Origin of the sequence: Candidatus Enterococcus huntleyi (assembly GCF_009933175.1) — a bacterium.
GTDB classification, from domain to species: domain Bacteria; phylum Bacillota; class Bacilli; order Lactobacillales; family Enterococcaceae; genus Enterococcus_K; species Enterococcus_K huntleyi.
Map to the genome: position 1 here is coordinate 39,766 of NZ_MAEJ01000015.1, position 25,873 is coordinate 65,638.

Here is a 25,873-nt window from a genome sequence, read left to right on the forward strand (position 1 = left end):
TTTTTACTACCTCGCTGGAAGCTCTACGGAACCACCTGCATAGCAGGTGGTTTTCATAGCATACAAAGAAACGAGCGAATCGAGCCAGTCTTTCCGGCCAAATGATTCGCTCGTTTTAGTTATCTAATTTTATTCTAAAATTTATTCTATAAATTGACTAATGCCTATGATAAAGCTACATCGCGTTTATTAAATAAAGCCAGTGTGGCTGCATAAATCAAGACAATGTAGATAATTAATCCAATCACCGTCGCCAGAATACTCAGGTCGCCACCTACCATGTAGGCACTATCCAAGACTTGATTGTTCAAGCCTAGTAAATTGAAGAGAATCCATTTTAACCAATCGTACTTCGCAATCACGGCTGGTAAGATTGAGCCTAAGATACTACCTGAGAACAGGACACCCATGCCGACACCGACAGCCAACGCTTGTGAGCGAATAACGGCTGAGAAGAATAAAGCAATCGTGATATACAAAATCATCAGTAAGAAGTTACTAGCAAACAGCTGACCAGCCAAAGTTAAGGCTGTTTTTGCGCCCATTTCCTCTGAGATTGCCGCATTCAATGATTGATGTGGCAGCATAAATGAAAAGGCAAAAGCGGAAGCAGCCATCACGACACTACTCAATAAGCCATACAAAATCGCCACAATATATTTTGACCAAAGAATTTGCAAACGACTATACGGACGAGTCAATAGAAGTTTAATCGTTCCGCCAGAGAATTCTGCAGCAATAATCATACTAGCAATCACCACCGCAAACAGCGTTGGTAGAAAATAAATTGAGCCAAAACTACTGAAGAACTGAGCATTCGTACTGCCCTTCATCGGATCGATTGGCGTTTCACCCTTATCTTTATAGGATTGATAATAAGCGAGCTGTTTTTCAACAACTTTGACATCTGATTTATCATAAGCCTTTGGTTGACTCTTCATCATTTCCAGATTATCTTTTAAGACTGGGATGGTCTCATCCAAGGTAAGAGAAACATATTCAGGTCCATCAGCGTCCTCTTCATCTTCGCCCCAGTACATCATTTCTGATAAAATACGACCATCACTCGTTTTGATTCCTTCAACCCCACCTTTAAAAGCAGGCATATTCGTTTCTGAACGATATGAACGCATGGATTCGTTGGATTTCGTCGTCATAAACGCCACACCAAACATACAAAGAATTAAGAAAATTTGTAAAATCCAACTTGACTTTTTACTGAATAACTTTATAAATTCATTTTTAATTAATACCAACATTAGAGTGCTCCTCCTTCTGTTAATTCAAGGAAACGATCTTCCAATGAACCTGTTTTCGCAACAATCGAATAGATATCGACTGACTCTATTAACAATCGAATAATTTCTGGAATCTGTGGTTCATTAATCGCTACTTCAAGATAGTTATCGTCTAACTCGATGGCGATAAATTCTTTGCTGCCTAGTAATTCGATGGCTTTCTTCACATCAGAAACTTTTAGCACGTATTTGCCATGACTATCTTCCATCACATCACTCATGGTTTCAATATGCGTCAATTGACCTTTTTCAATAATCGCAAAACGATCGGTAATTTGTTGAATCTCACCTAATAAATGGCTAGAAATTAGAACCGCTGTCCCTTGACTAGAAACTTCACGAATAATATCACGGAACTCAGCCATCCCTTGTGGGTCAAGACCATTCGTCGGCTCATCTAAAATAAGAATTGAAGGTTTATGAATAAGTGCTTGAGCCAGACCCAATCGTTGACGCATCCCTAATGAATAAGTTTTAACCTTTTGATTAATCGCGTTCGTTAATTTCACTTTGTCGACAATTTCTTGAATCGTTTCGTTTGAAATATCCTTACGACTCATGCGCGCAAATTGTTTCAAGTTTTCCAGACCCGACATATACATATAGAATTCTGGATTTTCGATAATTGCCCCAACTTCAGCAATCGTCTTTTTGAAATCAATACTAACATCCATGCCGTTAATTAAGACCGTTCCTGAAGAACGACTAATTAAGCTCACAATTGAACGAATAATCGTCGTTTTTCCGGCACCATTTGGCCCTAAAAGACCAAAAACTTCGCCTTCATACACATCAAAATTGATGTTTTGGACAATTGTTTTCTTCCCTACACGTTTCGACAGATTCTTTATCTGCAATACTGTTTTTCCCATTATTGTCTCCTCTGTACTTTTTTATAAAAACTATCGTTCTGTTTTCACATTCTTTAGTATACACTTAGAAAAACAATCTTCATTCCGTCTTAAGACCTAATTTCATTGATGATCCGACAAAAATAGCTAGAAAATGGCGCTCAACGATCATTCCTCTTTCCTATTTTCAGCATCCTAAGAAAATTTTTATTTATTCATCTAATAACCAATCGACAATGTAAACGATAGGAATTCCCGCAATCTGTGTAACCTCCTGATACCTGCCTGTAACGACGATTTTTTTATAATTATCTTTAATATTTAGTAGATTATCCGTTTCGTGCGTGTTTTCCGGTAATTCATAAGTCACTTGAACATACATTGTTTCATCTAACTTACGGGCAATAAAATCAATTTCTTTACTATCCATTTTTCCCACTGACACACTATACCCGCGGCGCAATAATTCAATATATACTATATTTTCTAGACGATTGCTGTAATTTCCATCTCTTCTGCCGACTGCATTTCTTCGTAAACCTGTATCAGCGATAAAATATTTGCCATTGGTTCTAAGATATTCTCGACCACGAATATCATATTGTTTTGTTTGATAAAATAAATAGGCATTTTCAAGTAATGCCAAATAACGATTGACCGTATGGTTCGTTGTTTCAATTCCTTCGCTTTTCAAAGTATTCACGATCTTTGATGTATTAATCAACTGCCCCACATTATCTGCTAAAAATGTAATCATTAATTTTAAGATTAGTGGATCTTTGATATGGGCTCTCAATGCAACGTCTTTCAAAACAATCGAATCGAAAATCCCGGATAAGATAGTATCTTTAATCGGTTCTTCAGCGATGACAACGCTAGGAAACCCACCATATTTTTCATATTCCAGATAAGCTTGATCAACTTTTCTAGAATGAGGCTCAATACTTTTCGCTGCCAAAAACTCTTTAAATGAGAAAGGATAAATAGGAATTTCTATATAACGGCCACTTAAAAGTGTTGCCAACTCACCCGATAGCATATTCGCGTTGGAATCTGTGACGATAATATCACTATCAAAACTCACTCGTAATCCGTTAACTACACGTTGCCAACCATTAACTACTTGAATCTCATCAAATAAAAAATACAATTTTTGCGATTCTTTGGGAATTAAGCTAGTCAGCTCTTCACGAAATCGCTCTTCCGTTGTAATTACTTGATAATCGATACTTTCGAAATTCATATATATGATTTGATTTTCTGGCACGCCTGCTTTTATCAAATATTCTTTATAAAGCAGCAACAATACTGATTTTCCTGACCATCTAACGCCGGTAATTACTTTAATAAAATCAGTTTCCCTAAATTGGATAAGTTGATTCAGATAATCTGGTCTGGGATACATGCGGTGCCTCCTATCACGAACTTGCTCTCTCAGTATACATCATCATTTGTTTAAACAAGCTTCAATTTTCTGGTATTTTCCAAAAAATTGGAAGTTAACTTCCAATTTAACAAAAAAAGTGATAAACAAGAGTTCTATTTCCTCTTATCTATCACTTAGCAATGTTATTATCCTAAACTAATTTCAGACACTCATGACTTCTTTCACTTGCTTGATTTGTTTATCATACATGGCAAGTTTTGTTTCCAACTTTTTGACTGTTTTATCCATCATTGCTTGTTTTTCCAGCAATTTTTGATATTCATCGACTAAGATATCTTTTCTGGCAGCTAAGGTTTCATCGCCCTCTTGATAGAGCGCTGAATATTTAGCGAGAGAGTCGATTGATAAGCCAGAATCGCGCATGCACTTGATGAAATCAATCCAGCTAAGATCCTCTTCTTGATAATCTCTAATCCCTGCTTTATTACGTGTGACTGGTGGAATCAAGCCCTCTTTTTCGTAGTAACGCAGAGTCGCCGGTGTCATATCATATATTTTTGCCGCTTCCGAAATATTCACTTACGCGCACCCCTTCTTACTGATGATTATTCCCACTACTCAGCTATAAAATTTTGTACTAGCTATGTCCGACAATCGCATGTGGAATGTATGGTTCTTCTAAATAAGCAATATCTTCTGAGGTTAATTTGAAATCAACTGCGCCCACAGCTGTTTCGATGTGGTTCATTTTTGTTGCACCTATTACAGGAGCAGCGACTTGTTCTTTTTGTAAGAGCCAACCTAAAGCAATATTCACGCGATTCGTTTCATATCTATTGGCTAACTCTGCGACACGATCAATAATCAACTGATCTTGTTCAGCGGTTTTATCGTATTTAGCTTTTTGTGCAACATCCGTTGAACTTCGCTTAGTCTCTTCCTGTTTATCTCTAATCAAGCGACCTGACGCCATTGGACTATACGGCGTTAAAGCAATTTTTTCAGAGTGGCAATACGGAATCATTTCTCTTTCTTCTTCTCGATAAATCAGATTCAAATGATTCTGCATAGATACAAATTTTGTCCAGCCATTCTTTTCAGCTACGTTATTAGCCTTTTGAAATTGGTAAGCATACATCGCTGATGCCCCAATGTGACGTGCCTTACCGGCTTTTACCACATCATGTAAAGCTTCCATCGTTTCTTCAATCGGCGTATTGTAATCCCAGCGATGAATGATGTATAAATCCACATAGTCAGTTTTTAATCGTTTCAAACTTTGATCAATCTGTGACATAATCGCTTTTCTTGAGAGGCCTTGTCCATTTGGACCATCAAACATTTTTTGATGCACCTTCGTAGCTAACACGATTTCATCTCGATTGGCGTAATCCTTCAACGCTTGTCCTAAAATTTCTTCACTCCGGCCTAATGAATAAACATTGGCTGTATCAAAAAAGTTGATACCTAACTCTAATGCTCGTTTGATTAACGGACGACTGTCTTCTTCTTCCAAGACCCATTTGTGAATCCAATTTTTAGGATCGCCAAAGCTCATAGCACCTAAACAAATTCTCGAAACATCTAATCCAGTATTACCCAATTTTACATATTCCATAAGAATCCTCCTCGTAATCGTTTCTGTATCTACAAGACCAATTATACCTCTTAAAGTCCACTTTAAGTCAAAATAAACAATTTATTGAGAGCTAATTTTTCAGATAGTGGCTAATTCAAAGCTGAACTCTTCAGAATGTTTTCACTAATTTGTTCAACAGTTAAACTATTTTCAGCTAAAAGCTCTTGCACTTGATAGCGGTCATAAAAGACTTTCCCTAACCCGTAATTTTGAACGTGTATATCTGAATCTCCATAGTAGCTGGCGATTGTTTGGCCATAGCCACCTGATAAAATGCCATCCTCTAACGTCACCACAAGCTCATGTGTTTCCTTCAATGTTTCCAACAATTCTGTATCCAGCTGTGAAATCACGCGAGGATTAATAACTGTCGCTTTCAATTTTCCAGCCTGTTCTAAGTGATTTGCCACCTCTTTGGCTAAGCTATGGAAGTTTCCGACACCAATAATCGCCACACGTTCGCCTTTTTTAGTCAGTTGATTCTTAAAGACTGTCTGTTCGTTGATTGGTTCATTTATTGGATTTTCTTCGACTGAACCGACTGGCACGCGAATCGCTACTGGATGGGCATTCTGATCCAGAGACCACTCCAATAATGCCAAATATTCTTCTTTAGAAGTTGGTGCCAAATAAACTAAATTTGGGATATGGCTTAAAAATGGAATATCAAAAATACCTAAGTGGCTTTCATCATTCATCGCAGATACGGACGCGCCATAAACCAAAATTGTCCCAGCTAAGTTATTCAAAGCTAAATCATGGGAAATTTGATCATAACTTCTCTGCATAAAGGTAGAATGCACTGCCCAGACAGGCTTCACGCCATTTTTAGCCATTCCTGCCGTCATGGTTGCCGCTTGTTCTTCAGCAATTCCCACATCAACAAATTGTTTACCGACTTTTTCTCGTTGTTCCGCATTAAATAAGAGCATCGGTGTTCCCGCATTAACCGCGACAACTTTTTCATCCCGAGCCATTTTATCCAATAAAAGTTCTGTTGTTAACTGGTTATACGTTTTTTTGCTAGCACTATCTTTTGTTGCTGTATTTCTAGCCAAATATTCGCCTGTCTCTAAGCTAAACGGACCTCCGGCATGAAACTTCTCACGATTCTCTTCAGCGAATGAAAAACCTTTTCCTTTTACTGTTTGAATATGCAACACAACCGGTGACGAGCTATCTTTGACTTTTGTAAACAACTCAATTAAGGCATCTAAGTCATTGCCTGCCGCTAAATATTCATATTGAAAGCCTAAAGCTGTAAAGAAATTCGACTCTGCTTGGCCTTGTGTTTCGCGTAATAAGCGTAAATTTTTATAGATACCACCATGGTTTTCTGCGATTGACTGATCGTTATCATTAACTATCACAATCGTGTTCGTGCCTAATTCAGAAATGTTATTCAAGCCTTCATAAGCTAGTCCTCCAGATAAGGAACCATCGCCAATCACCGCAACCACATTATTCGTTTCGCCTTTAATGTCACGTGCTTTGGCTACGCCATTTGCGAGAGACAAAGACGTTGATGTATGTCCGACTGTAAACAAATCATGGTCACTTTCTTTGGGATTGGTATAACCTGAAACTTCATCATATTGATTGGCATCAAGAAAAGCATGCGCACGGCCAGTCAACATCTTATGAATATACGTTTGATGTGACACATCAAAAATAAGTTTATCTATCGGTGATTCAAACACATAATGTAAAGCAATTGTCATTTCAACCACACCAAGATTTGGTCCATTATGGCCCCCGTGGCTACTAATTTTTTCTAATAAAGTGGTTCTGACTTCCTCCACCAATTGGTGCAGTTCATTTCTAGTTAATCGTTTTAAATCTTCTGGTTTATTAATAGTTTGTAAGTACATGAAACTCCTCCTCTGACTTTACTAGTGTACTACTTAAAGTTCACTCTAAGTCAAGCTGTTTTTAGAATTTTATAGTTAAATAATGAAAAACATCTTCGATAGCATCGCTAAAGAAGATGTTTCCATTTAAATATCATTGTTCTTATTTAATCTTTTTCTCAATTTCCTCTGGCGTATACAATTTTATCAAGCGACGGACTTCCATCTCTACATTGAATTGTAGGGCTTTCGTGCTATTAAGATTCTGCAAAGCGACTTTCAAATAACGGAAAAACTCTTCTTCAGTCATCTCAATCCCATCCTTTCAATTGCTTTTCTTAGGTTAATTTTACTATAGAAATTAAGCAAAATAAACGAAAGTCCTGCGTAATTTGTAGACGCAAATTTTATAGATGAAATTTTTATTAAAAGTAATTTTAGCAGAACCTAAATTTTAACAGAAGCTTCTACACAACAATTTTATTTCCAATTTAATAAGTCGCTCTTGGGCCACCGATATATTTTGGTCGACTTCTAAGAGCTGTGACATGCGCACCACCCAATTCCTTAATTGAAGGACGAACGGGTACTTGAACATATTTGACATGCATGCCAATCGATGTATCACCAATATCGATCCCCGCTTGCGCCACAATATGTTCCACCTCAACTGGCTCTTCAAATTGTTCAAAAGCCGCGACTGAACATGAACCGCCTGCGTGTAAGGCTGGTTTCACGGAAACAATTTCCCAGTCTTTTGCTTCAGCCAACTTCCGTTCAACCACAACCGCTCGATTAATATGCTCGCAACCTTGCACACCAAGATAAATTCCTAATGGATCAAGCTGTGACTTCAATGTTTCAATCACCCATTGCCCCACCTCTTGACTGGAATTTTTACCGATTGTACCGCCGACAATCTCACTGGTGGTACAGCCTAATACAAAGACATCGCCAGCTTTTAAAACTGCCTCTTCTAAAACATCCGTAACGATTATTGCTAATTCTTTTTGTAAAGTTTCTTTGGTTAAGTGCTCGTTTTTCAAAATAAATCAGACTCCTTATTATTTGTATTGTGGTAGATGTAAAATTCTTTTTAACCCTTGATATAAAGGGACTGTAACGAAAATACCAAAGAGATTTTGGATTAGATTACCAGGTAATGAAGCCAATCCTGCCGGCCAAGTATAAAGCAAGCTAGTTGCTAAAGCGTACCCTATAATCATCCAGACACTTGCTAGTATAAAACCAACCATCAGGCCTTGTTTGTTCGGGAATTTTTGATAGATAAAACCTAGTAATAGACCTTGTATGCCATGAATCAGCACCGAAAATAGTGCCCACTCAGGATATCCAGAAAGTAAATCAATCAGGCCACCACTGAGAGCGCCCACGAAAAGTCCACCAGTTGGGCCAAATAATAAAGCAGACGTGTAAATTCCAACTTCACATAAGGTCACAAAACCTTTCGTTTGTGGCACGGGAATAATAAATAACAGAGAAAGAGAAACGGTCATCGCCACCATCAAAGCAATTTTCGTTAAGTCACGTGTTTTCATTGGCAACCTCCTCTGAATTTTGGCCAAACCAAACATTGCCCTCACCATTTTCCAGTAGAATCCCTTGCTTAATCGATTGGAAAACAAACTCTTTAGCTGCAGTAATAGCTGATAGCAGCGTCTTTTCTTGCACTAAATTTGCCGCAATCGCTGAAGCAAATGAACAACCCGCGCCATTAATGGTAGGCACATTTAATTTGGTCTTTTCTAAAAGGACCTCGTTTTGTTTATCATAAAATAAATCGTATGCACGCTCGCCACTCATCCGTTCGCCACCTTTAATCACGACCGCCTTCGCGCCTAATTCATCGACTAATTTCTTCGCAGCAAGCTTCATATCAGCAACCGTTTCAATCTTCATTTCCGTCAGTAGTTCAGCCTCTTTTAAATTGGGCGTAATAATCATCGCGTAAGGAAATAAGCGTATCAACGCCTGTTTATAATTTTGATGGTACACCTCAGTCGTCTCTTTAAATGCTAAGACTGGATCCAATACAATCGGGCCAGTAAAATTTTTTATAAATGTCTCAACAACCGGAATCGCTTCAGTTTGATGGATCAAGCCAATCTTTATTCCCGCCACATCCATCGTCTGTGCAATTGTCGCTAACTGCTCGTTCAATAAAGCTATCGGCAAATCATGAATTGTAAATCCCGCCGTGTCAGCTGTTGCCAGACAAGTTATGGCAGTCACGCCAAAAACATGATGATTTTCAAATGTCTTCAAATCCGTCTGAAGTCCGCCGCCACCCAGTGTATCGGATCCAGCGATAGTTAAAATAGTCTTGGTCATACGCTCACACTCCTTGCTTTTCATTATAAAGCAAGAAGTATAAACGAAAACAGCCAATTGGTTGTTTTTTTACTCAGCCAATTTTTATAAAGTTACATTTATTGGAACATCATCAAAAAATCACTTGCGGACAAGAACTTCCTTGCTATTTCACTTGTTTCTCTAATTCAACCAATGCTATGATGAATTAAAAAGGAGGTTTTCCAGATGAATGTGACCATTGCTATCGATTCTTTTAAGGAATCCGCAACTTCGACCGAGCTAGCCGAAGCCATAAAAAAAGGCATCGCGCCTTATGTCAATCAAATTTCTACCGTCCCCATATCGGATGGTGGCGAAGGAACGATTGAGGCTCTATCTGCTGCCTTCCAAGGAGAAATTAAATCCGTCGAAACCGTCAATTCTTTTGGCGAATCGATCAATGCCGAGTATTTAGTAACAAAAATAAATGGGCAGATGACAGCTGTTGTAGAATCTGCTAAGGTCGTCGGCCTCCATTATTCAAAGGGGCGCACGGAACAAGCTTATTTAGCCAACTCTTATGGATTGGGACTTCTGCTATCTAAGATAATCGCTCATGGTATCACACAAATAATAATCACATTAGGCGGTAGCGGTACAACAGATGGTGGCTTAGGCATGCTTCAAGGATTAGGGGTTGAACTATTAGATTCAGCAAATCAAAAATTACCGGTCAATTGGCAAAATCCACTATTATCCGCTAGTTCCATTTCATTAGAATCGCTAGATCAAATTGGTGCTAATTGTAACTTAATCATTGCCAACGATGTCGAAAATCCTTATTGTGGGGCAACGGGCGCTGCAAAAATCTTTGGACCTCAAAAAGGACTAACAGAAGAACAAATAAATCGGTTAGACGATAAACTCTGCAAAATTTCGGTGAATCTACACTCACTTGGTGCGCTCGATTTAAGAACAACACTCGGTGCCGGAGCGGCTGGTGGTCTCGGCGGAGCCTTTGCTTTATTAGGTGCCCGTATGCAAGCCGGATTTCCTTTAATAGCTGACTTAGTTAACCTTGAAGAAAAGATTAAGCAGAGTGACTGGGTGATTACAGGTGAAGGGAAATTCGATGCCCAATCCAGTGCTGGAAAAGTCCCTTACGGCGTCGCGAGCCTTGCCAAGAAACACGGTGTTAAGACAATTGTTCTGTGTGGCAGCTACGACAGTCTCCCAGAAAATTCATTATTTGACGGAATTTTTTCTATCCAACCTGGCCCCGTTACTCTGCAGAAAGCTATGGAAATAAACTATACGTTAGATAATATTCAGCAAGTCAGTGGGCAATTGTTTCAGATGCTGGCTGCTATGAAGAAAGATTAATCAAACGAAGAGCACATATTCTCAGACTGGATCGTCCTAAAAAAATCGGTGCGAGTAACTCATAAGAGTTCATCACACCGATTTTTTGATTTGTTTGGTTTATTATAAATTTCCTAAATGTTGCTATTTGATTATCCCACTCAAATAGATTTCTTAACCATACAGGGTGTGCCAAAAGCCAAAACATTCGCTGGAATATCTTTTGTCACGACACTACCAGCACCAATAACAGAATTTTTGCCAATCGTAATTCCTGGCAGAACGATTACTCCTGCACCAAGCCAGACATTCTCTTCAATCACTATTGGCAGATTGTATTGGGCTTTTTTTAGCCGTAATTCTGGATCTAATGGATGCGTGCCTGCTGATAAGGTCACATTTGGTCCAATCATGACATTGTCGCCAATCTCAATCTTGGTATCATCTACCAAAGTCAGATTAAAATTCGCATAGACATGATTACCGATATAAGTATTTGATCCCCAATTTGCTCGCAAGGGCTGTTCGATATAGACACCCTCACCAACACTAGCAAATAATTGTTTCATCAAGTCTTGCTTTTTCTCTTCATTCGAAGGCCGCACTTGGTTAAAATCATACAGAATTTCATTGAATTTTTTTTGCTCACTCCCTGTATCAGCATTCTCAAAATAGACTTCCCCGCTATGCATTCTTCGTAATATCTCTTGTGTATCCATCGAATTTCCTCCTAATGACAAAATAAATCGTTTTCATTTTATGTTATAAAATTGAGACAGCACACCGATACTGGATAAATATCTAGTATCGCACGCTGTCCCTACAGTTTACTAATCCGTTATAGTAAATCTTAGTTACTGCTCTTTACCTTTTAGCCCAAAATAATCACGGGTATCTTGTTCATCTTGTTTTAATTGCTTGATCAAGCCCTCAGCTCCGTCAAAAGCCACTTGACCACGTAAATGATGATTCCAACGCACTGCCACTTGTTCCCCATAGATATCGCGGTGGAAATCTAAAATGAAAACTTCGACTGTTAATTCACGCCCCGCACCAAATGTATCATTATGACCAATCGAGCCCATCGCTGGATACCAAGTATCGCCAACTTTTAATTCAGAAACGTAGACTCCTTCAGCCGGCAAACGTACGGTACTTTTCGTTTTAATATTCGCAGTTGGAAAACCTAATAAGCGGCCACGAGCATCGCCATGAATAACCGTTCCTTCAATCTCATAAATATAACCTAATAAATCGGTTACTTCTTCCATATTGCCCTTTTCCATCATTTCACGAATACGACTCGAACTAATTTTATGACCAGCATCCTCCTCTTTGGCCACCGTTACAACTTCAAAACGGCCACGAGCATATTCAGGTAAATGCGCTACATCAGCAATTTCCTTAGGACCATACGTGTAATCAAAACCTGAGACCGCATATTCAGCGTGTAGGTCAACAATATACTGATCAACGAAATCTTGTGGCGGCAAGCTAGCAAATGAAGAAGTAAACTCTACTTCATATAAATAATCCACGCCTAACTCAGCCATGTGTCGCTCTTTTTGTTCAAGACTCGTTAAATAGCGCATATTTTCTGGCATAACTTTTTGAAAAACAATCGACGGATGTTGATTAAAAGTCATCAAGGCTAATTTTAATTGATGTTTTTCTGCTAATTTTTTCCCTGTTTCGATCACTTTTTGATGCCCTCTATGCACCCCATCAAAAAAGCCTAACACTAACACAACTTTTTCTGCAGGAATTTCAGCTTGTTTATACGGATGTCGAATTTTAATTATTTCCATGATTTCTACCTTCTATTCATTTCTAAGAACCTTACTCGGTTTCAAAATATTTTTTTCTTTAGGATTTGGGATGTAAATACTAACTACTTGATTGTTATAAAATAAGGCAATTTCTTCCTCAGGCATTTCAGACAAGCCGAATGCTGCATATGGAAAACGTAAGCCATTCTTAACTTTTGCGTAAATAGCTTCTGAAATATCCACTCTTTTTAATGAAGAAATTCCATATTCCAACGGTAACAGTAAGTTATCAATTGTTTGATTTTCCATCGCCTGTGCGACTTGCTCTAGGGTAACTGCTTGTTCTTTTGAGAGCCCACCACTTGCCAAACGAGTTAAATCAGACATGTGCGCAGGATAGCCCAAGTTCAAGCCGGTATCGACAGCCAATGTTCTCACGTAAGTTCCTTTGCCACAGATAACTTTGAAGCGCCATGATTGGGTCTTCAACTCTTCATTCCAGACAGGCTCTGTCGTTCGCATAAAAGTATGAATCTCAGCCGTTCTTTGTGGTCGTTCAACCGTCTCACCATTTCGCGCATATTCATATAATCGTTTTCCATTAACTTTGACTGCTGAATACATCGGTGGAATTTGCGTGATTGTACCGGTCATCTTAGCCATAGCCGCGTCGATTTCTACGACTGAGAGAGGACTCTCAACAGCTTTTTCCTCAACCACTTCACCCGAAACATCTTCAGTGGTCGTGGAAAATCCTAAGGTAATCTCACCTTCATAAATTTTTCCAGAATCAACCATATATTCAATAACTTTTGTCGCTTTGCCAATACAAATCGGTAATACGCCATCAACATCAGGATCCAACGTTCCCCCATGGCCAATTTTCTTAGTCTGTAAAATTTTTCTTAATTTAAAGACGCAGTCATGACTGGTCATGCCACGCTCTTTCCATAATGGCAAAATGCCCTCCATCACATATCCTCATTTCCTTTGATTTCAACTTTCTCATTATAACATAGACAGAAAAATAGCTAAACATCTGAGTTTAAGCTTTTACAATTCACAGTAAAAATAGAACCCATAAAACACAAGCCGTTAATTATGAATTAACGCTTATCCCTAGCTGACTACAATTATCCCAGCACTCTTTAGATAAACAACAGCAAAAATCCGCCCCTTATCTGCCTCTATTTTAAAAACTTAAATTTTATTCACTATTTGCCTGACAATAAAACAAAGCGACAAACCCGTGTTACAAATGGGTTTGTCGCTTAATTTTAATCTGGTGTATTCAGTTTACGGATCAAATCATCAATGTGATTGCCGTATCTAACTGATTCATCTAGTTCGAAAACTAGTTCAGGTGTTTTATACAGACTTAGCGCATGGCCTAATTCACGACGAATTAACCCTGTTGCTTTGTCCAAACCTGCTTGCGCTTTTTGGCGGTCAGATGCTAAATCTGATAACAAGCTGTAGTAAATCGTTGCTTGTTGCAAGTCACCAGTTACACGAACATCCGTAATTGTTACTTCCTGAACACGAGGATCACGAACTTTTTTACGTAGAATCGAGTTAACTTCTTTTAATATTTCTTGACCGACTCGGCGGTCTCTATAATTAGCCATTTGAGCGGCCTCCTTTTATTTAATCGTTTTTGATTTCTTCCATGACGAATCCTTCGATAACATCTTCAACTTTCAAGTCATTGAATTTGTCGACCATCGCGCCACATTCAAAGCCTAATTTAACTTCTTTGGCATCATCTTTGAAGCGTTTCAAGCTTGCTAACATACCTTCGTAAATAACAATGCCATCACGAATGACACGCACGCCGCTATCACGACGGATGAAGCCTTCTGTTACGTAACAACCAGCGATTGTTCCGACTTTAGAAACTTTATACAATTCACGAACCAACATTTGACCAGTGATTTTTTCTTCGAATTCAGGATCAAGCATCCCTTTCATCGCTGTTTCGATTTCTTCAATGGCTTTATAAATGATTCGGTGTAGACGAATATCAACTTCTTCAGAATCCGCTTGTTGTTTCGCTTGCGTTGTTGGACGAACGTTAAATCCGATGATGATCGCGTTACTTGCCGCAGCAAGTGTTACGTCACTTTCATTAATCGCACCAACAGCCGAGTGAACGATTTTCACGCGCACACCTTCAACTTCGATTTTCTTCAATGAAGCAGCTAACGCTTCAGCAGAACCTTGAACATCGGCTTTGATGATGACATTAACATCTTTCAATTCGCCATCTTTCAAGCTTTCAAACAAGTTATCTAGCGTCACACGACTGCTAACAGTCCGTTGTTCTAGTAACGCACGTTTGGCACGTTCTTCACCGGCTGCACGAGCTGTTTTCTCATCTTCATAGACAACAAAACGATCCCCCGCTTGAGGCACATCATTTAACCCAGTAATTTCGACTGGCGTTGCTGGACCGGCAGCTTTATCACGACGACCAATATCATTCGTCATCACACGCACACGACCGTACGTATTACCTACAACGATTGGGTCTCCGACATGTAGCGTTCCTTGTTGAACAAGTAAAGTTGAAACTGGGCCTTTACCTTTATCAAGACGCGCTTCGATAACTGTTCCGATAGCACGCATTTTAGGATCCGCTTTTAAGTCTTCTACTTCAGCAACTAAAAGAACCATTTCTAATAGCTCATCGATATTTTGACCAAATTTAGCCGAGATTTCAACGAAAATTGTTTCGCCGCCCCATGCTTCAGGAATTAATTCATATTCGCTTAATTCTTGCATCACGTGTTGCGCATTCGCTGCTGGCTTATCAATTTTATTAACTGCGACAATAATTGGCACATTCGCTGCTTTCGCATGGTTAATCGCTTCAATCGTTTGAGGCATTACTCCATCATCGGCTGCAACAACTAAAATCGTAATATCAGTGATACTTGCGCCACGAGCACGCATACTTGTAAAGGCCGCATGTCCTGGAGTATCCAAGAAAGTGATTGGTTTGCCGTTAATATCAATTTGGTAGGCACCAATATGCTGCGTAATTCCGCCAGCTTCTCCACTAGTTACACGAGAATGACGTAGGGTATCAAGTAAAGTTGTTTTCCCGTGGTCAACGTGTCCCATAATCGTTACAACTGGAGGACGAGAAACTAAGTTTTCTTCGACTAAAGCATCTGGCTCAAAGAATTTATCAATGTCAGCCACATCAATTTGAACTTTTTCTTCTGCTTCCATGCCATAATCTGTTGCAAGTAGTTCAATTGTATCTTTATCAAGCGCTTGGTTTTGGTTAACCATCACGCCAATCATGAAGAGTTTTTTGATGATTTCAGCTGGCTCGCGGTGAATTTTCTTCGCGATATCCGCCACATTCATGCCTTCTGTGTATTCTAACACTTCAGGTAACTCACGGAATTTACGTGGAGGTACAGCCGGTTTATTTGATTGTGGTTGATGCTTGCCTTTTTTACCTTTTTTGTTAAATTTATTACGGTTTTGATTGCCACCATAACTATTGCGGTTTTGGTTGCCGTAATTATTACGTCCAGCTGGGCGATTTTGGTTAGTCCCTTGTCCGCCGCCTGCACGATTTTGCGTACCTTGTTGTCCTTGGCCTTGACTCGTTGTACCCGCTTGATTTGTTTGCGGACGACTTTGTTGTTGTCCTTGTCCTGCTGGACGGTTTTGTGTATTTTGCGGACGTTGATTGTTGTCCTTGTCCTGTTGTACGATTTTGCGTATTTTGTGGACGTTGTTGTTGTCCTTGTCCCGCCGGACGGTTTTGTGTATTTTGCGGACGTTGTTGTCCTTGTTGGTTTTGCGTTGTATTCTGGTTAGCTGGTTTTTGGCTTGCTGGTTTTTGATTTTGTGGTTGCTCTTTATTTGTATTTGGTGTTGTCATATTCGTTCCCCCTGATAATGCTTGACGCAATTTTTTTTCATCGTCTCCAGAGATCGACCCCATATGATTTTTAACATCTATACCTAGAGTTTGTGCTTTGTCCACAACGTCTTTGCTTGATTTATTGATTTCTTTTGCAAGTTCGTAAATTCGTTTTTTCCCCATGCAATCACCTTCCTAACCTAATAATAGTTCCTTGATCTTCTTCGCGAATCCTTGATCATTAATACCAATCACCATTCGAGACTTCCCAATTGCTTGGCTAAGTTCGACATGGGTAAACGCTTCTAAGCAAGTCACTTCATAATGACGACTCTTGTCATTTAATTTTTTTCTTGTATTTTCACTGGCATCACTCGCAACAAAAACCAATTTTGATTTTTGGCGGCGAATATCTTGGATTGTCATCTCTTCTCCAGTGACCAGTTTTCCAGCACGCATCGCTAGACCCAACATATTTAGTGCCTTTTGCTCATTTGTCATTTGCAAATAACTCTCTTCTCGCTTTTTGGTGTGTCACATAAGCCAATAATTCCTGGTAAAACTCATCTGATAAAGTCGTTTCCAATACTCGATCAAGAATTTTTTTATCCCAAGCTTGTTGAACTTCTGCTGGCTCAATAGAAACGTAAGCACCTCGCCCAGGTAGTTTTCCAGTAGGATCAATGGCTACTTCACCTTCTTTAGAACGGGTAATCCGAAGCATCTCTTTTTTTGGTTTCATCTCGCCCGACACGACTGATTTACGTAAAGGGATTTTTCTTTTTTTCATCTATTTTCGCCTCCCAAAAAATCTTTAGTCTGTTTCTTCGACAGTTTCAGTCTCGTTAAACTCAATATTTTCATAATCATCAGCTGTCATATCTGGAGCAATTACTTCAGCCGCTCCATTTACATCTGCTTCAACGACTTCTTCAACTTGTTCCGCTTGCTCTGCTTGTTGGTAGAATGCTTCCATATCAGACTCAGATTTAATATCAATCTTGAAGCCAGTTAATTTAGCTGCTAAACGAGCATTTTGACCACGTTTACCAATCGCTAATGATAATTGATAATCAGGAACAACCACTGTACAAGCTTTGCTATTTTCTGGATCAAAAATAACATTCACAACTTGCGCTGGATTTAAAGCATTGGCAATATAGATTGCTGGGTCTTCATTCCACTCAACGATATCCATATTTTCGCCCTTCAACTCATTAACAATCGCTTGAACACGTTGGCCTTTAGGTCCCACACACGTTCCGACTGGATCAATATTATCATCCGTTGAGCGTACCGCAATTTTCGAACGGTCGCCAGCTTCACGAGCAATGCTGATAATTTCAACAATACCATCGTAAACTTCTGGGACTTCTTGTTCAAATAAACGACGTAATAAATCAGGATGACTACGACTTACGAAAACTTGAGGTCCTTTAGACGATTTTTCAACACGGGCAACATAAACTTTAATTCGATCATGTGGTTGATAAAATTCGTTAGGCATTTGGTCTTGTTTAGATAATACCGCTTCAATCTTACCTAAGTTAACATAGATATAACGGTGATCTTGACGTTCGACAATTCCTTGCATGATGTCTTTTTCGTAAGCACTGAATTCATTGTAGATAATATCGCGTTCCGCTTCACGCACACGTTGCAAAATAACTTGCTTCGCTGTTTGAGCCGCAATCCGACCAAAATCTTTCGGTGTTACTTCAAAACGAATCGTATCACCAATTTCATACGCTGGATTAATCAATAAAGCTTCTTTTAATGAAACTTCTAATTGTGAATCCATGACTTCTTCTGTGACTTCTTTGACTGCGTACACATGAATATTTCCTTTTTTCTGTTCGAATTCTACAACAACGTTTTGGGCTTGACCATAGTGACGTTTATATGCAGAAACTAGTGCTGCTTCTAGAGCTTCAATGACGATTTCTTTAGATACGCCTTTTTCTGCCTCAAGAGCATCTAAAGCGTTCAACATTTCTTTACTCATTTTTTTTAATTCCTCCGATATTAAAATTGAATAGCTAAACGAGCCTTCGCAATATTTTTACGTTCCAACACAAGTTCTTTTTCCCTTGTCTTGATTCTGATTTTTAAGACAAGCTCTTCAGGGCTGACAGACTGTAAAAATCCTTGGTATTGTTTCTCACCGTCAATTGCCTGATACAACGAGACATTCACATACTCGCCAATTGCTTTTTCATAATCAGCTTCTTTTTTCAACGGACGCTCAGCTCCAGGCGATGAAACCTCTAGAAAATATGCTTGTGGGATAGGATCTGGATCGACAGAATCTAATTTCTCACTTAACTGTTCACTCACCAGCGCACATTCTTCGATATCAATGCCACCTTCTTTGTCGATAAACACACGAAGGAACCAATTTTTTCCTTCCTTTACAAATTCTACTTCTACAAGTTCAAAATTTTGTTCATCTACAATGGGCGTTAGATAATCGGTCACCGTTTCTACCACATTACTCAAAATTTTTCGCCTCCTTCAAGAGTCTCGTAATTCCATTAAAAAGAGTGAGCGAAAAATCCGCTCACTCACAATTAGTATCATTACCATGTATTACTATAGCATAGATTGAAGTTAAATTCAAATATTGGCTTTTCTAATGGGAATCGTGTCGACTCCTACCCGTTTTGATTCTCACAAAGTCTTCTATTATTTTATCTAAAATACAGTAAATTTTCTATTTAGATAGTACAGAACCTTCATCTGAATCCGTTATATACACTGCTTACTTCCTCGTATTTAGAACAATAGAACACGTAAAAAGCCTCTGATCAGGTAACTACACTTGATCAGAGACTTCATTTGTTGTTTAATTCAGTTTGATTTTAAGGCTTTTAGAATTCTAATGAATCAGTTCTTCTCTCAAAATACCATATTTAATTGAATCATAATATTGGCCATTTAGAAATCTGACTTTTCGGATAACTGCTTCTTTTTTCATGCCACACTTCTCACCTATCTTTTGCATACCCTGATTTCCCGACCAGGTCGTAAAACCAATGTGTGGTAAGTAAGCAAATTGAGCAAACAACTCTTTTAACCATAAAGAAAGTGCTTTGCTACCAATTCCATGACCCCAAACGTTAGAATCGTAAATCAAAATCCCGACATCTAGCCATTGTTTTAGATTAGCATCTTCCCAATAAGCAGTAACTAACCCGATTATTTTTTCATCAACTACTATCGCCTTGCTCATTGAATTATTGATCAGTGATTTTCCATACCCGTTTGAAAACTCTACCCATGTTTGGACGGGGTCATTAAAATAGGGACCATTAAACTTCATCCATACCAGATCAGCCTTCGGACCAAAGCTAATCTCCCAAATTATTCTCAAATCTTTTTCTTCGATAGTTTTTAAAAACAGATGATTTCTCACGCAATTCTCCTAAAATTAAATTTAGTCGACCGTTTAATTAAAGACCTCAGATAGTTACGACCCTCATATCCTTTTGGTCTCTTTTTGTGTTGTTCATACTAAACCCCTCCTTTTTTCCGTATTATATCACTAAATTGTCACTTGAAAAAATTGTCGAAGTAGTCTGTATCAACTGACGGAGACGATTCACGCAGAAATAAATCTATTAAACGCTCGTTAGTAAACAGACAATATTCGCCTAAAAATTGCTAATTAGGTTGACTGAATTTCTTCACTCTCACTAAGAGCTAAATATTATGTTTTTACTTTTGTTTATCTATTCGACTTATTCGCTTACGTTTTTCAAGCTGTATGCGAATCACTTATTTTATGGATAGACTGCTCTCTTGATTTACTCATTGCAGCTTCGCCAGCGCCTAACAAGGCGGCGTCCTCAGGGAAGGTAGCCCAACGAATTTGCGGAATAATACCGCCTTTTTTATTTACAATTACGACAAGTTCACGATTAATCTCTTCAAGAATCATCGGGTCGTGTGTGAGTGTTTCACCAAAACTGAGGATTAGCCATTCCGGATCGAAGCTTACTTGAAGGGTATAAATAGCTGTAGCGATAGAGCGGAATAATTCTTCAAATAAGTTTTTGGCCTTTTTGTCGCCTTCTCTAGCAAGTTTTAAGATTTCTTGTGGACTAATCTTCTGTTCACTATTTCCTGAATAAACTTCTGCAAGCCTTGTTAATGAAGCCAACTGACTAAAGTCTTTTCCACCGTCCATCAACATTTTACCAAATGAACCTGCTCGTTTGTGCATGCCACGATAATTTTTTCCTTCATTGAAAATAGCTCCCGTAACCACTGTCTCTATTTTTAGATACAGCGCATTAACTTGTTCATCTTTCATCCCTAAAGTAGTCTCTGCTGCTCCTGCACAAATAGCTTGGTTTTCAACAAAGACTGGCATCGTATATTTCCCTTCAAAATAATTCTGAAAAGCAACACCGTTTAGATAAGGTAAAGAATCGGCTTCTTCAATCTGTTTCGTACTTTCGTTAATCCCACCAGGCAAGCTAAAAGACAGAGCCGAGATTTCATAACTTCCCATATAGGTGATGATGCAGGCATCAATTAGTCTGCGCATCTTGTCCCAGGTTTTCGGAGAATCAAACTGCTCTTTTTCAATTAATTGTTTCGTAAACTGAGTATAAATTGCTGTTTTTAGATGCGTCGCTCCCAGATCAATTGTTAAACAAACCATATTGTTTCCTCCGTTCAACTGCTTAGATTTACCTAGCTCCATTCTATCACATCTCCTAGGCTTGAGAATACAGTTTTCATCTATAAACTAGGGCACTCCTCGTTAATATATATGCTTTGCAAAAAACAATATAAATCACAAAAAGATTATAAAAAGACAGAAGCTTCTAGGCAAAGGGAAAATTATTTCTCCTTGCTTAAGAAGCTTCTGTAAATCAATCTTTTAAAAAACTTTTTAAAAATTTTGTTTGGAGAACCTAGCTCAAGTAATCTAGCTCCCTATTTAAATCTGAATTTAAATCTGTATCTAGATTTGTATTGAGCTCGGATTGTTTAAAACATATCGAACAACGATAATTGATTTTCATCTGGCAAGTCTTTTAAGACACCATTTTCATTCATATATTCAATTAAAGTTTTCGAGACTTTTGCACGAGTTGCTAAGTCTTCTTTAGATAGGAAAGGACCATTCTTTCTGGCTTCAACAATTTGTTTAGCCACGTTGGCACCCAAACTTGGGACTGCTCGGAAAGGTGCAATTAAGCGATCGCCATCAATTACGAAGTTTTCAGCATCAGACTTATACAAATCAATCATGCCAAAACTAAAGCCTCGTTCAATCATTTCATTGGCTAATTCGAGAACAGTTAGTAAGTTCTTTTCCTTCGTCGATGCATCCATCCCTTTATCGGTAATTTCTTTCATACGTTCCTTGACTGCGTCCTTGCCTTTTGACATCGCTACTAAGTCAAAGTCATCAGCCCGTACAGAGAAGTAAGCACAGTAATATAGAATTGGGAAATAGACTTTAAAATAAGCTACCCGCAAGGCCATTAAGACATAGGCTGCCGCATGGGCTTTCGGGAACATATATTTAATTTTCGAACAAGAATCAATATACCAATCTGGTACATTATTCTCTTTCATCGCTGTTAGATACTCATTACGAAGTTCATCAGGAATCTTATTCCACAAACCTTTACGCACTGTTTCCATAATCTTAAAGGCCATCCCACTATCAAGACCCGCGTGAATCAAATAGACCATGATGTCATCCCGACAGCCAATAACTTCGGCTAGATTGGCTTCGCCGCGACGAATTAATTCCTCCGCATTGCCTAACCACACGTCGGTTCCGTGAGACAAGCCAGAAATTTGCAACAGTTCGGCAAAGGTTGACGGATGCGTTTCTTCTAACATGCCTCGAACAAAACGGGTCCCAAACTCGGGAATTCCTAATGTCCCAGTTTTTGAATAAATTTGATCTTGCTCAACACCTAAAACTTCTGGTCCAGCAAATATTCGCATGACTTCTGGATCATCTGTCGGAATCGTTTTTGGTTCAATCCCAGATAAATCCTGGAGCATCCGAATAACGGTTGGATCATCATGTCCTAGAATATCTAGTTTCAAGATATTGTCGTGAATCGAATGGAAATCAAAGTGAGTCGTTTTCCATTCAGAATTTTGATCATCCGCTGGGTATTGAATTGGTGAAAAATCATACACATCCATGTAGTCAGGAATAACAATAATCCCCCCCGGATGCTGCCCGGTTGTTCGTTTAACTCCAGTTGCACCCTTGGCTAGACGATCAATCTCAGCCGCTCTAAAGTGCAGATTATTGTCTCGTTCATAGCCTTTAACGAATCCGTAAGCTGTCTTATCGGCAACTGTACCAATTGTACCCGCTCTAAAGACATAGTCTTCACCGAAAAGCACTTTCGTATAGTTATGGGCTTCGGCTTGGTAATCCCCCGAGAAGTTCAAATCAATATCGGGGACTTTATCGCCATGGAAGCCTAAGAAGGTTTCAAAGGGAATATCGTGGCCATCTTTAAACAGACGAGCACCACAATTTGGACATTTTTTCTCTGGCATATCAAAGCCCGAACCATAAGAACCATCTTCATAAAACTCAGAATATTTACATTCAGGACAATGATAATGTGGCGCTAAAGGATTGACCTCGGTAATCCCAGTCATAGTCGCAACAAAGCTCGAACCAACCGAACCCCGTGAACCAACCAAATAGCCATCCTCATTACTTTTATGCACAAGTTTCTGCGAAATCAAATAGATCACTGAGAAACCATTACCGATGATACTATCTAACTCTTTTTTCAACCGTTTTTCGACGATATCAGGGAGTGGATCACCATACAGCTCTTTTGCGCGATTGTAGCTGAGATCTGTAATTTCTTGCTCTGAGCCAGGAATTTTCGGTGTATATAAATCATCTTTGACTGGTACAACTTCGTCACACATATCAGCAATTTTATTAGGATTGGTGACGACTAATTCCATCGCCATCTCCTCACCCATGAATTGGAAGGCCGTCAGCATTTCATCAGTCGTTCTAAAATGAACAGCTGGTAAACTATGACGATTTAGCGGATTAGCCCCGCCCATCGAATTCACAAGAATCTTGCGATAGATTGCATCTTCCTCATTCAAATAATGAGTATTACCTGTTGCGACAACAATTTTACCTAGTTCTTGGCCAATCTTCACTAGATTTTTTATTATATCCTCTAAATCTTTGGTATTCTTCACTAACTCTTGTTCAATTAAGGGCGCATAGACCGCTTTTGGCATCACTTCAATATAATCATAAAATTTTGCGCGGTTTTTGGCTTCTTCGACCCCTTTTTGCATCATCGCTTCAAAAATTTCACCCTTGTCACAGGCTGAACCGATTAAGAGACCGTCTCTTAATTTTGTTAGCTGTGAGCGAGGAATCCGCGGTACGCGCTCAAAATAATTGACATTGGACATCGAAATTAATTTGAACAGATTTTTCAAGCCAGCTTGCGTCTGAGCTAAAATAGTTACATGAAAGGGTCGCGCTCGTTTGTACGAATCGCCTTCACCAATATGCCTATTTAAATGATCATGATAAAACATTTCATGATTTTCCATCGCTTCTTTAATGAATATCCAAGCCAAGTGGCCAGTCGCTTCCGCATCATAGACTGCCCGGTGATGTTGTTCTAAATTGACGCCAAATTTCTTAGACAACACACCTAAACCAAAGCGTTTAAATTGAGGATACAAATAACGAGCTAATTCTAACGTATCAATCACCGGATTAGGGGCTTCCGGAATGCCATACTTCGCATAACTAGTATTTAAGAATCCCATATCAAATGACGCATTGTGGGCTACTAGAACATCTTCTCCGGCAAACTCGAGAAACATCCGTAAGACTTCTTCTTCTGATTTGGAGCCACGCACCATTTCATCAGTAATCCCCGTCAGATTGACCGTTGTATGAGAAAGTGGATGCCCAGGATCGATAAATTCATCAAAGGTTTCGATTACATTCCCTTTATGCATCTTGACTGCCGCCAATTCAATAATTGTGTCATACACGGCTGATAGTCCAGTGGTTTCCACGTCAAATACGATATACGTGCTGTCAGTCAAGGAAACGTGCGCGTCATTATAGGCAATCGGCACCCCGTCATCCACGACATTCGCTTCCACGCCATAAAGAATCTTAACACCGGCTTTTTTCCCAGCACTATGGGCATCTGGGAACGATTGCGCCCCTGCATGATCCGTGATTGCAATCGCCTTATGGCCCCATTTTCCAGCCTGTGCGACAAAATCACCAATATGATTCGTAGCATCCATGGTACTCATATTACTGTGCAAATGAAGTTCTACACGTTTTTGCCCTTCTGGCGCATAATCTTTTCGAGGGGCATGTTTGACTTCAACAATATCTTGCCCATTCATTACTAAGTCACGCATGAATGTATCTTCTTGGACGCTTCCTCGAACCTTCAACCAACTACCCTTAGTAATTGCATCAAAAACTTGTTCATCCTTCTCACCATTTGAAAACTTCTTAACGATGAATGAAGAAGTATAATCGGTAATTTTGACAATTAAAATTTTACGTTTAGAACGCAACTCGCGTACTTCCGTATCAAAAACGTAGCCTTCAATCGTTACCCGACGCTCTTCTTCAATAATATTAGCCATAGGGGTCACCGGTTCATCGGCCGGAATATTTCGCCCTAATTGAATTGGACCAGATAAAGCTGGCGCTTGTTCTTTTCGTTCTTTTTTCTGCTGTTCATGCGTCGCCAAATTCTCAGCTGCTTGTTGCATAAAAGCTTGTTCTTGTTCCTGTTTGCGTTCTTCAAACTGCTTCAAAACCAGCTCAGCTTTTTGTTCATCCATCTCAGCTTCCATGCGGAATTTAGAAAACCCATAGGATTGATACAAGCCTTCAATTAATGGAAAAGATTGTTGTTTAAGGTAAGGAATGACCGCCGCATTCTCAACCGCCAAGACAATTTTCTGATCCTTCATCACAGGCACTTGGCTTTTCAAGACCTGTTGCGTCAGTGGCGTATCACACGCTTGATTTTGTAATGCTATTGCCCAATAATCTTGTAATAGACCTTCATCAAAGCTGCTATCCTCAGCCAATATATTTAATTTCGTTCCAGCAATCTCTTTGAAAGCTAACGCCATTTTCTGCGTCAATGAACGATAAAGTAACGCTGGTAAGATTGTTGGTACTCGCAAGGTAAATTCCCAAACCTTTGACTGGCGATGAACCACGACTTGCTCTAATTCACCCTTTATTAGTAAGGGATTGTTTCGTTCTTCTTCATTTAGTTGAATTTGCTCCACTAATTTTTCAAATAAGTCACGTTTTTCTGACAAGAAACATTACTCCCTCTCTTATTTCTAGTTGCAGTTTTTTTACATAGAACATTCGTAAATTGACTGCTTCCTTCAGCACTATTAAGTATACCGTTTTTCAACAAATTTTTCATTAAAACTTTACCTTAAATTAACTCCGAAATTAGCCATCCTTCGATTTCACT

General features: G+C 39.1%; 22 protein-coding genes and 2 pseudogenes. 1 reads left to right on the forward strand and 23 read right to left on the reverse strand.

All coding sequences use genetic code 11. The annotated features are described in order from the left end of the window. Positions 1 to 164: 164 nt before the first annotated feature. The 10 genes from BAU15_RS09515 to BAU15_RS09555 all read right to left on the reverse strand — a co-directional run bounded on the left by BAU15_RS09515 (position 165) and on the right by BAU15_RS09555 (position 9,377). Positions 165 to 1,259, reverse strand: coding sequence for an ABC transporter permease (locus BAU15_RS09515; protein WP_161842522.1), 1,095 nt, complete (start codon positions 1,257 to 1,259; stop codon positions 165 to 167). Then, positions 1,259 to 2,170: an ABC transporter ATP-binding protein gene (locus tag BAU15_RS09520; protein WP_161842523.1), complete on the reverse strand. Its 912-nt coding sequence runs from the start codon at positions 2,168 to 2,170 to the stop codon at positions 1,259 to 1,261. Before BAU15_RS09520 ends, BAU15_RS09515 begins: the two co-directional genes overlap by 1 nt. 190 nt (positions 2,171 to 2,360) lie before the next feature. After that, on the reverse strand, positions 2,361 to 3,554 hold the full coding sequence (locus BAU15_RS09525) for an ATP-binding protein (RefSeq protein WP_161842524.1): 1,194 nt from the start codon (positions 3,552 to 3,554) through the stop codon (positions 2,361 to 2,363). Between the two features lie 183 nt (positions 3,555 to 3,737). Next, the gene (locus BAU15_RS09530) at positions 3,738 to 4,115 is read right to left on the reverse strand and encodes a MerR family transcriptional regulator (protein WP_161842525.1); all 378 of its coding nucleotides are present in this window, start codon (positions 4,113 to 4,115) and stop codon (positions 3,738 to 3,740) included. 58 nt (positions 4,116 to 4,173) lie between these two features. Continuing rightward, positions 4,174 to 5,154 (reverse strand): aldo/keto reductase, encoded by a 981-nt coding sequence (locus tag BAU15_RS09535; protein WP_161842526.1) that lies wholly within the window; start codon positions 5,152 to 5,154, stop codon positions 4,174 to 4,176. A gap of 110 nt (positions 5,155 to 5,264) precedes the next feature. Next, entirely contained in the window at positions 5,265 to 7,046 is a 1,782-nt protein-coding gene (locus tag BAU15_RS09540) for a 1-deoxy-D-xylulose-5-phosphate synthase (RefSeq protein ID WP_161842527.1), read from the reverse strand. Between the two features lie 142 nt (positions 7,047 to 7,188). Beyond that, on the reverse strand, positions 7,189 to 7,335 hold the full coding sequence (locus BAU15_RS15580) for a hypothetical protein (protein ID WP_202622730.1): 147 nt from the start codon (positions 7,333 to 7,335) through the stop codon (positions 7,189 to 7,191). Positions 7,336 to 7,516: 181 nt separating this feature from the next. Then, the gene (locus BAU15_RS09545) at positions 7,517 to 8,071 is read right to left on the reverse strand and encodes a TIGR01440 family protein (RefSeq protein WP_161842528.1); all 555 of its coding nucleotides are present in this window, start codon (positions 8,069 to 8,071) and stop codon (positions 7,517 to 7,519) included. An 18-nt stretch (positions 8,072 to 8,089) separates the two neighbouring features. Continuing rightward, positions 8,090 to 8,584 carry an ECF transporter S component gene (locus BAU15_RS09550; protein ID WP_161842529.1) on the reverse strand — a complete coding sequence of 165 codons (495 nt, stop codon included), beginning with the start codon at positions 8,582 to 8,584 and terminating at the stop codon, positions 8,090 to 8,092. Further along, positions 8,571 to 9,377, reverse strand: a complete 807-nt coding sequence (locus BAU15_RS09555) for a bifunctional hydroxymethylpyrimidine kinase/phosphomethylpyrimidine kinase (RefSeq protein ID WP_161842530.1) — start codon at positions 9,375 to 9,377, stop codon at positions 8,571 to 8,573. Before BAU15_RS09555 ends, BAU15_RS09550 begins: the two co-directional genes overlap by 14 nt. A gap of 207 nt (positions 9,378 to 9,584) precedes the next feature. On the opposite strand from BAU15_RS09555, the gene BAU15_RS09560 reads away from it, so the two are divergent. Continuing rightward, positions 9,585 to 10,721: a glycerate kinase family protein gene (locus BAU15_RS09560; protein ID WP_161842531.1), complete on the forward strand. Its 1,137-nt coding sequence runs from the start codon at positions 9,585 to 9,587 to the stop codon at positions 10,719 to 10,721. 140 nt (positions 10,722 to 10,861) lie between these two features. Here BAU15_RS09560 and BAU15_RS09565 read toward each other — a convergent pair whose 3' ends face one another. The 13 genes and pseudogenes from BAU15_RS09565 to BAU15_RS09620 form a co-directional block, all read right to left on the reverse strand. After that, positions 10,862 to 11,419 carry a sugar O-acetyltransferase gene (locus BAU15_RS09565; RefSeq protein WP_161842532.1) on the reverse strand — a complete coding sequence of 186 codons (558 nt, stop codon included), beginning with the start codon at positions 11,417 to 11,419 and terminating at the stop codon, positions 10,862 to 10,864. Between the two features lie 135 nt (positions 11,420 to 11,554). Then, positions 11,555 to 12,508, reverse strand: coding sequence for a riboflavin biosynthesis protein RibF (ribF, locus tag BAU15_RS09570; RefSeq protein WP_161842533.1), 954 nt, complete (start codon positions 12,506 to 12,508; stop codon positions 11,555 to 11,557). 12 nt (positions 12,509 to 12,520) lie between these two features. Further along, complete coding sequence (gene truB / locus BAU15_RS09575; protein WP_161842534.1) at positions 12,521 to 13,441, reverse strand: tRNA pseudouridine(55) synthase TruB; 921 nt, start codon at positions 13,439 to 13,441, stop codon at positions 12,521 to 12,523. A gap of 305 nt (positions 13,442 to 13,746) precedes the next feature. Further along, positions 13,747 to 14,097 (reverse strand): 30S ribosome-binding factor RbfA, encoded by a 351-nt coding sequence (gene rbfA / locus BAU15_RS09580; RefSeq protein WP_161842535.1) that lies wholly within the window; start codon positions 14,095 to 14,097, stop codon positions 13,747 to 13,749. A 19-nt stretch (positions 14,098 to 14,116) separates the two neighbouring features. Then, positions 14,117 to 16,436, reverse strand: a pseudogene (infB, locus tag BAU15_RS09585) (translation initiation factor IF-2). 12 nt (positions 16,437 to 16,448) lie between these two features. Beyond that, positions 16,449 to 16,538 (reverse strand): annotated as a pseudogene (locus tag BAU15_RS15935) (translation initiation factor IF-2 N-terminal domain-containing protein); the annotation flags it as partial. Between the two features lie 12 nt (positions 16,539 to 16,550). Next, complete coding sequence (locus BAU15_RS09590) at positions 16,551 to 16,856, reverse strand: YlxQ-related RNA-binding protein (protein ID WP_161842536.1); 306 nt, start codon at positions 16,854 to 16,856, stop codon at positions 16,551 to 16,553. Continuing rightward, on the reverse strand, positions 16,846 to 17,145 hold the full coding sequence (gene rnpM / locus BAU15_RS09595; RefSeq protein WP_161842537.1) for an RNase P modulator RnpM: 300 nt from the start codon (positions 17,143 to 17,145) through the stop codon (positions 16,846 to 16,848). The genes BAU15_RS09590 and rnpM overlap by 11 nt, the downstream gene beginning before the upstream one ends. Positions 17,146 to 17,169: 24 nt before the next feature. Next, positions 17,170 to 18,360: a transcription termination factor NusA gene (gene nusA / locus BAU15_RS09600; protein WP_161842538.1), complete on the reverse strand. Its 1,191-nt coding sequence runs from the start codon at positions 18,358 to 18,360 to the stop codon at positions 17,170 to 17,172. 20 nt (positions 18,361 to 18,380) lie between these two features. Further along, on the reverse strand, positions 18,381 to 18,854 hold the full coding sequence (gene rimP / locus BAU15_RS09605; RefSeq protein ID WP_161842539.1) for a ribosome maturation factor RimP: 474 nt from the start codon (positions 18,852 to 18,854) through the stop codon (positions 18,381 to 18,383). A 379-nt stretch (positions 18,855 to 19,233) separates the two neighbouring features. Then, complete coding sequence (locus BAU15_RS09610) at positions 19,234 to 19,770, reverse strand: GNAT family N-acetyltransferase (RefSeq protein WP_161842540.1); 537 nt, start codon at positions 19,768 to 19,770, stop codon at positions 19,234 to 19,236. Positions 19,771 to 20,112: 342 nt separating this feature from the next. After that, the gene (locus BAU15_RS09615; RefSeq protein ID WP_161842541.1) at positions 20,113 to 21,066 is read right to left on the reverse strand and encodes an ROK family protein; all 954 of its coding nucleotides are present in this window, start codon (positions 21,064 to 21,066) and stop codon (positions 20,113 to 20,115) included. Positions 21,067 to 21,356: 290 nt separating this feature from the next. After that, positions 21,357 to 25,709 carry a PolC-type DNA polymerase III gene (locus BAU15_RS09620; protein ID WP_161842542.1) on the reverse strand — a complete coding sequence of 1,451 codons (4,353 nt, stop codon included), beginning with the start codon at positions 25,707 to 25,709 and terminating at the stop codon, positions 21,357 to 21,359. Positions 25,710 to 25,873 lie beyond the last annotated feature (164 nt).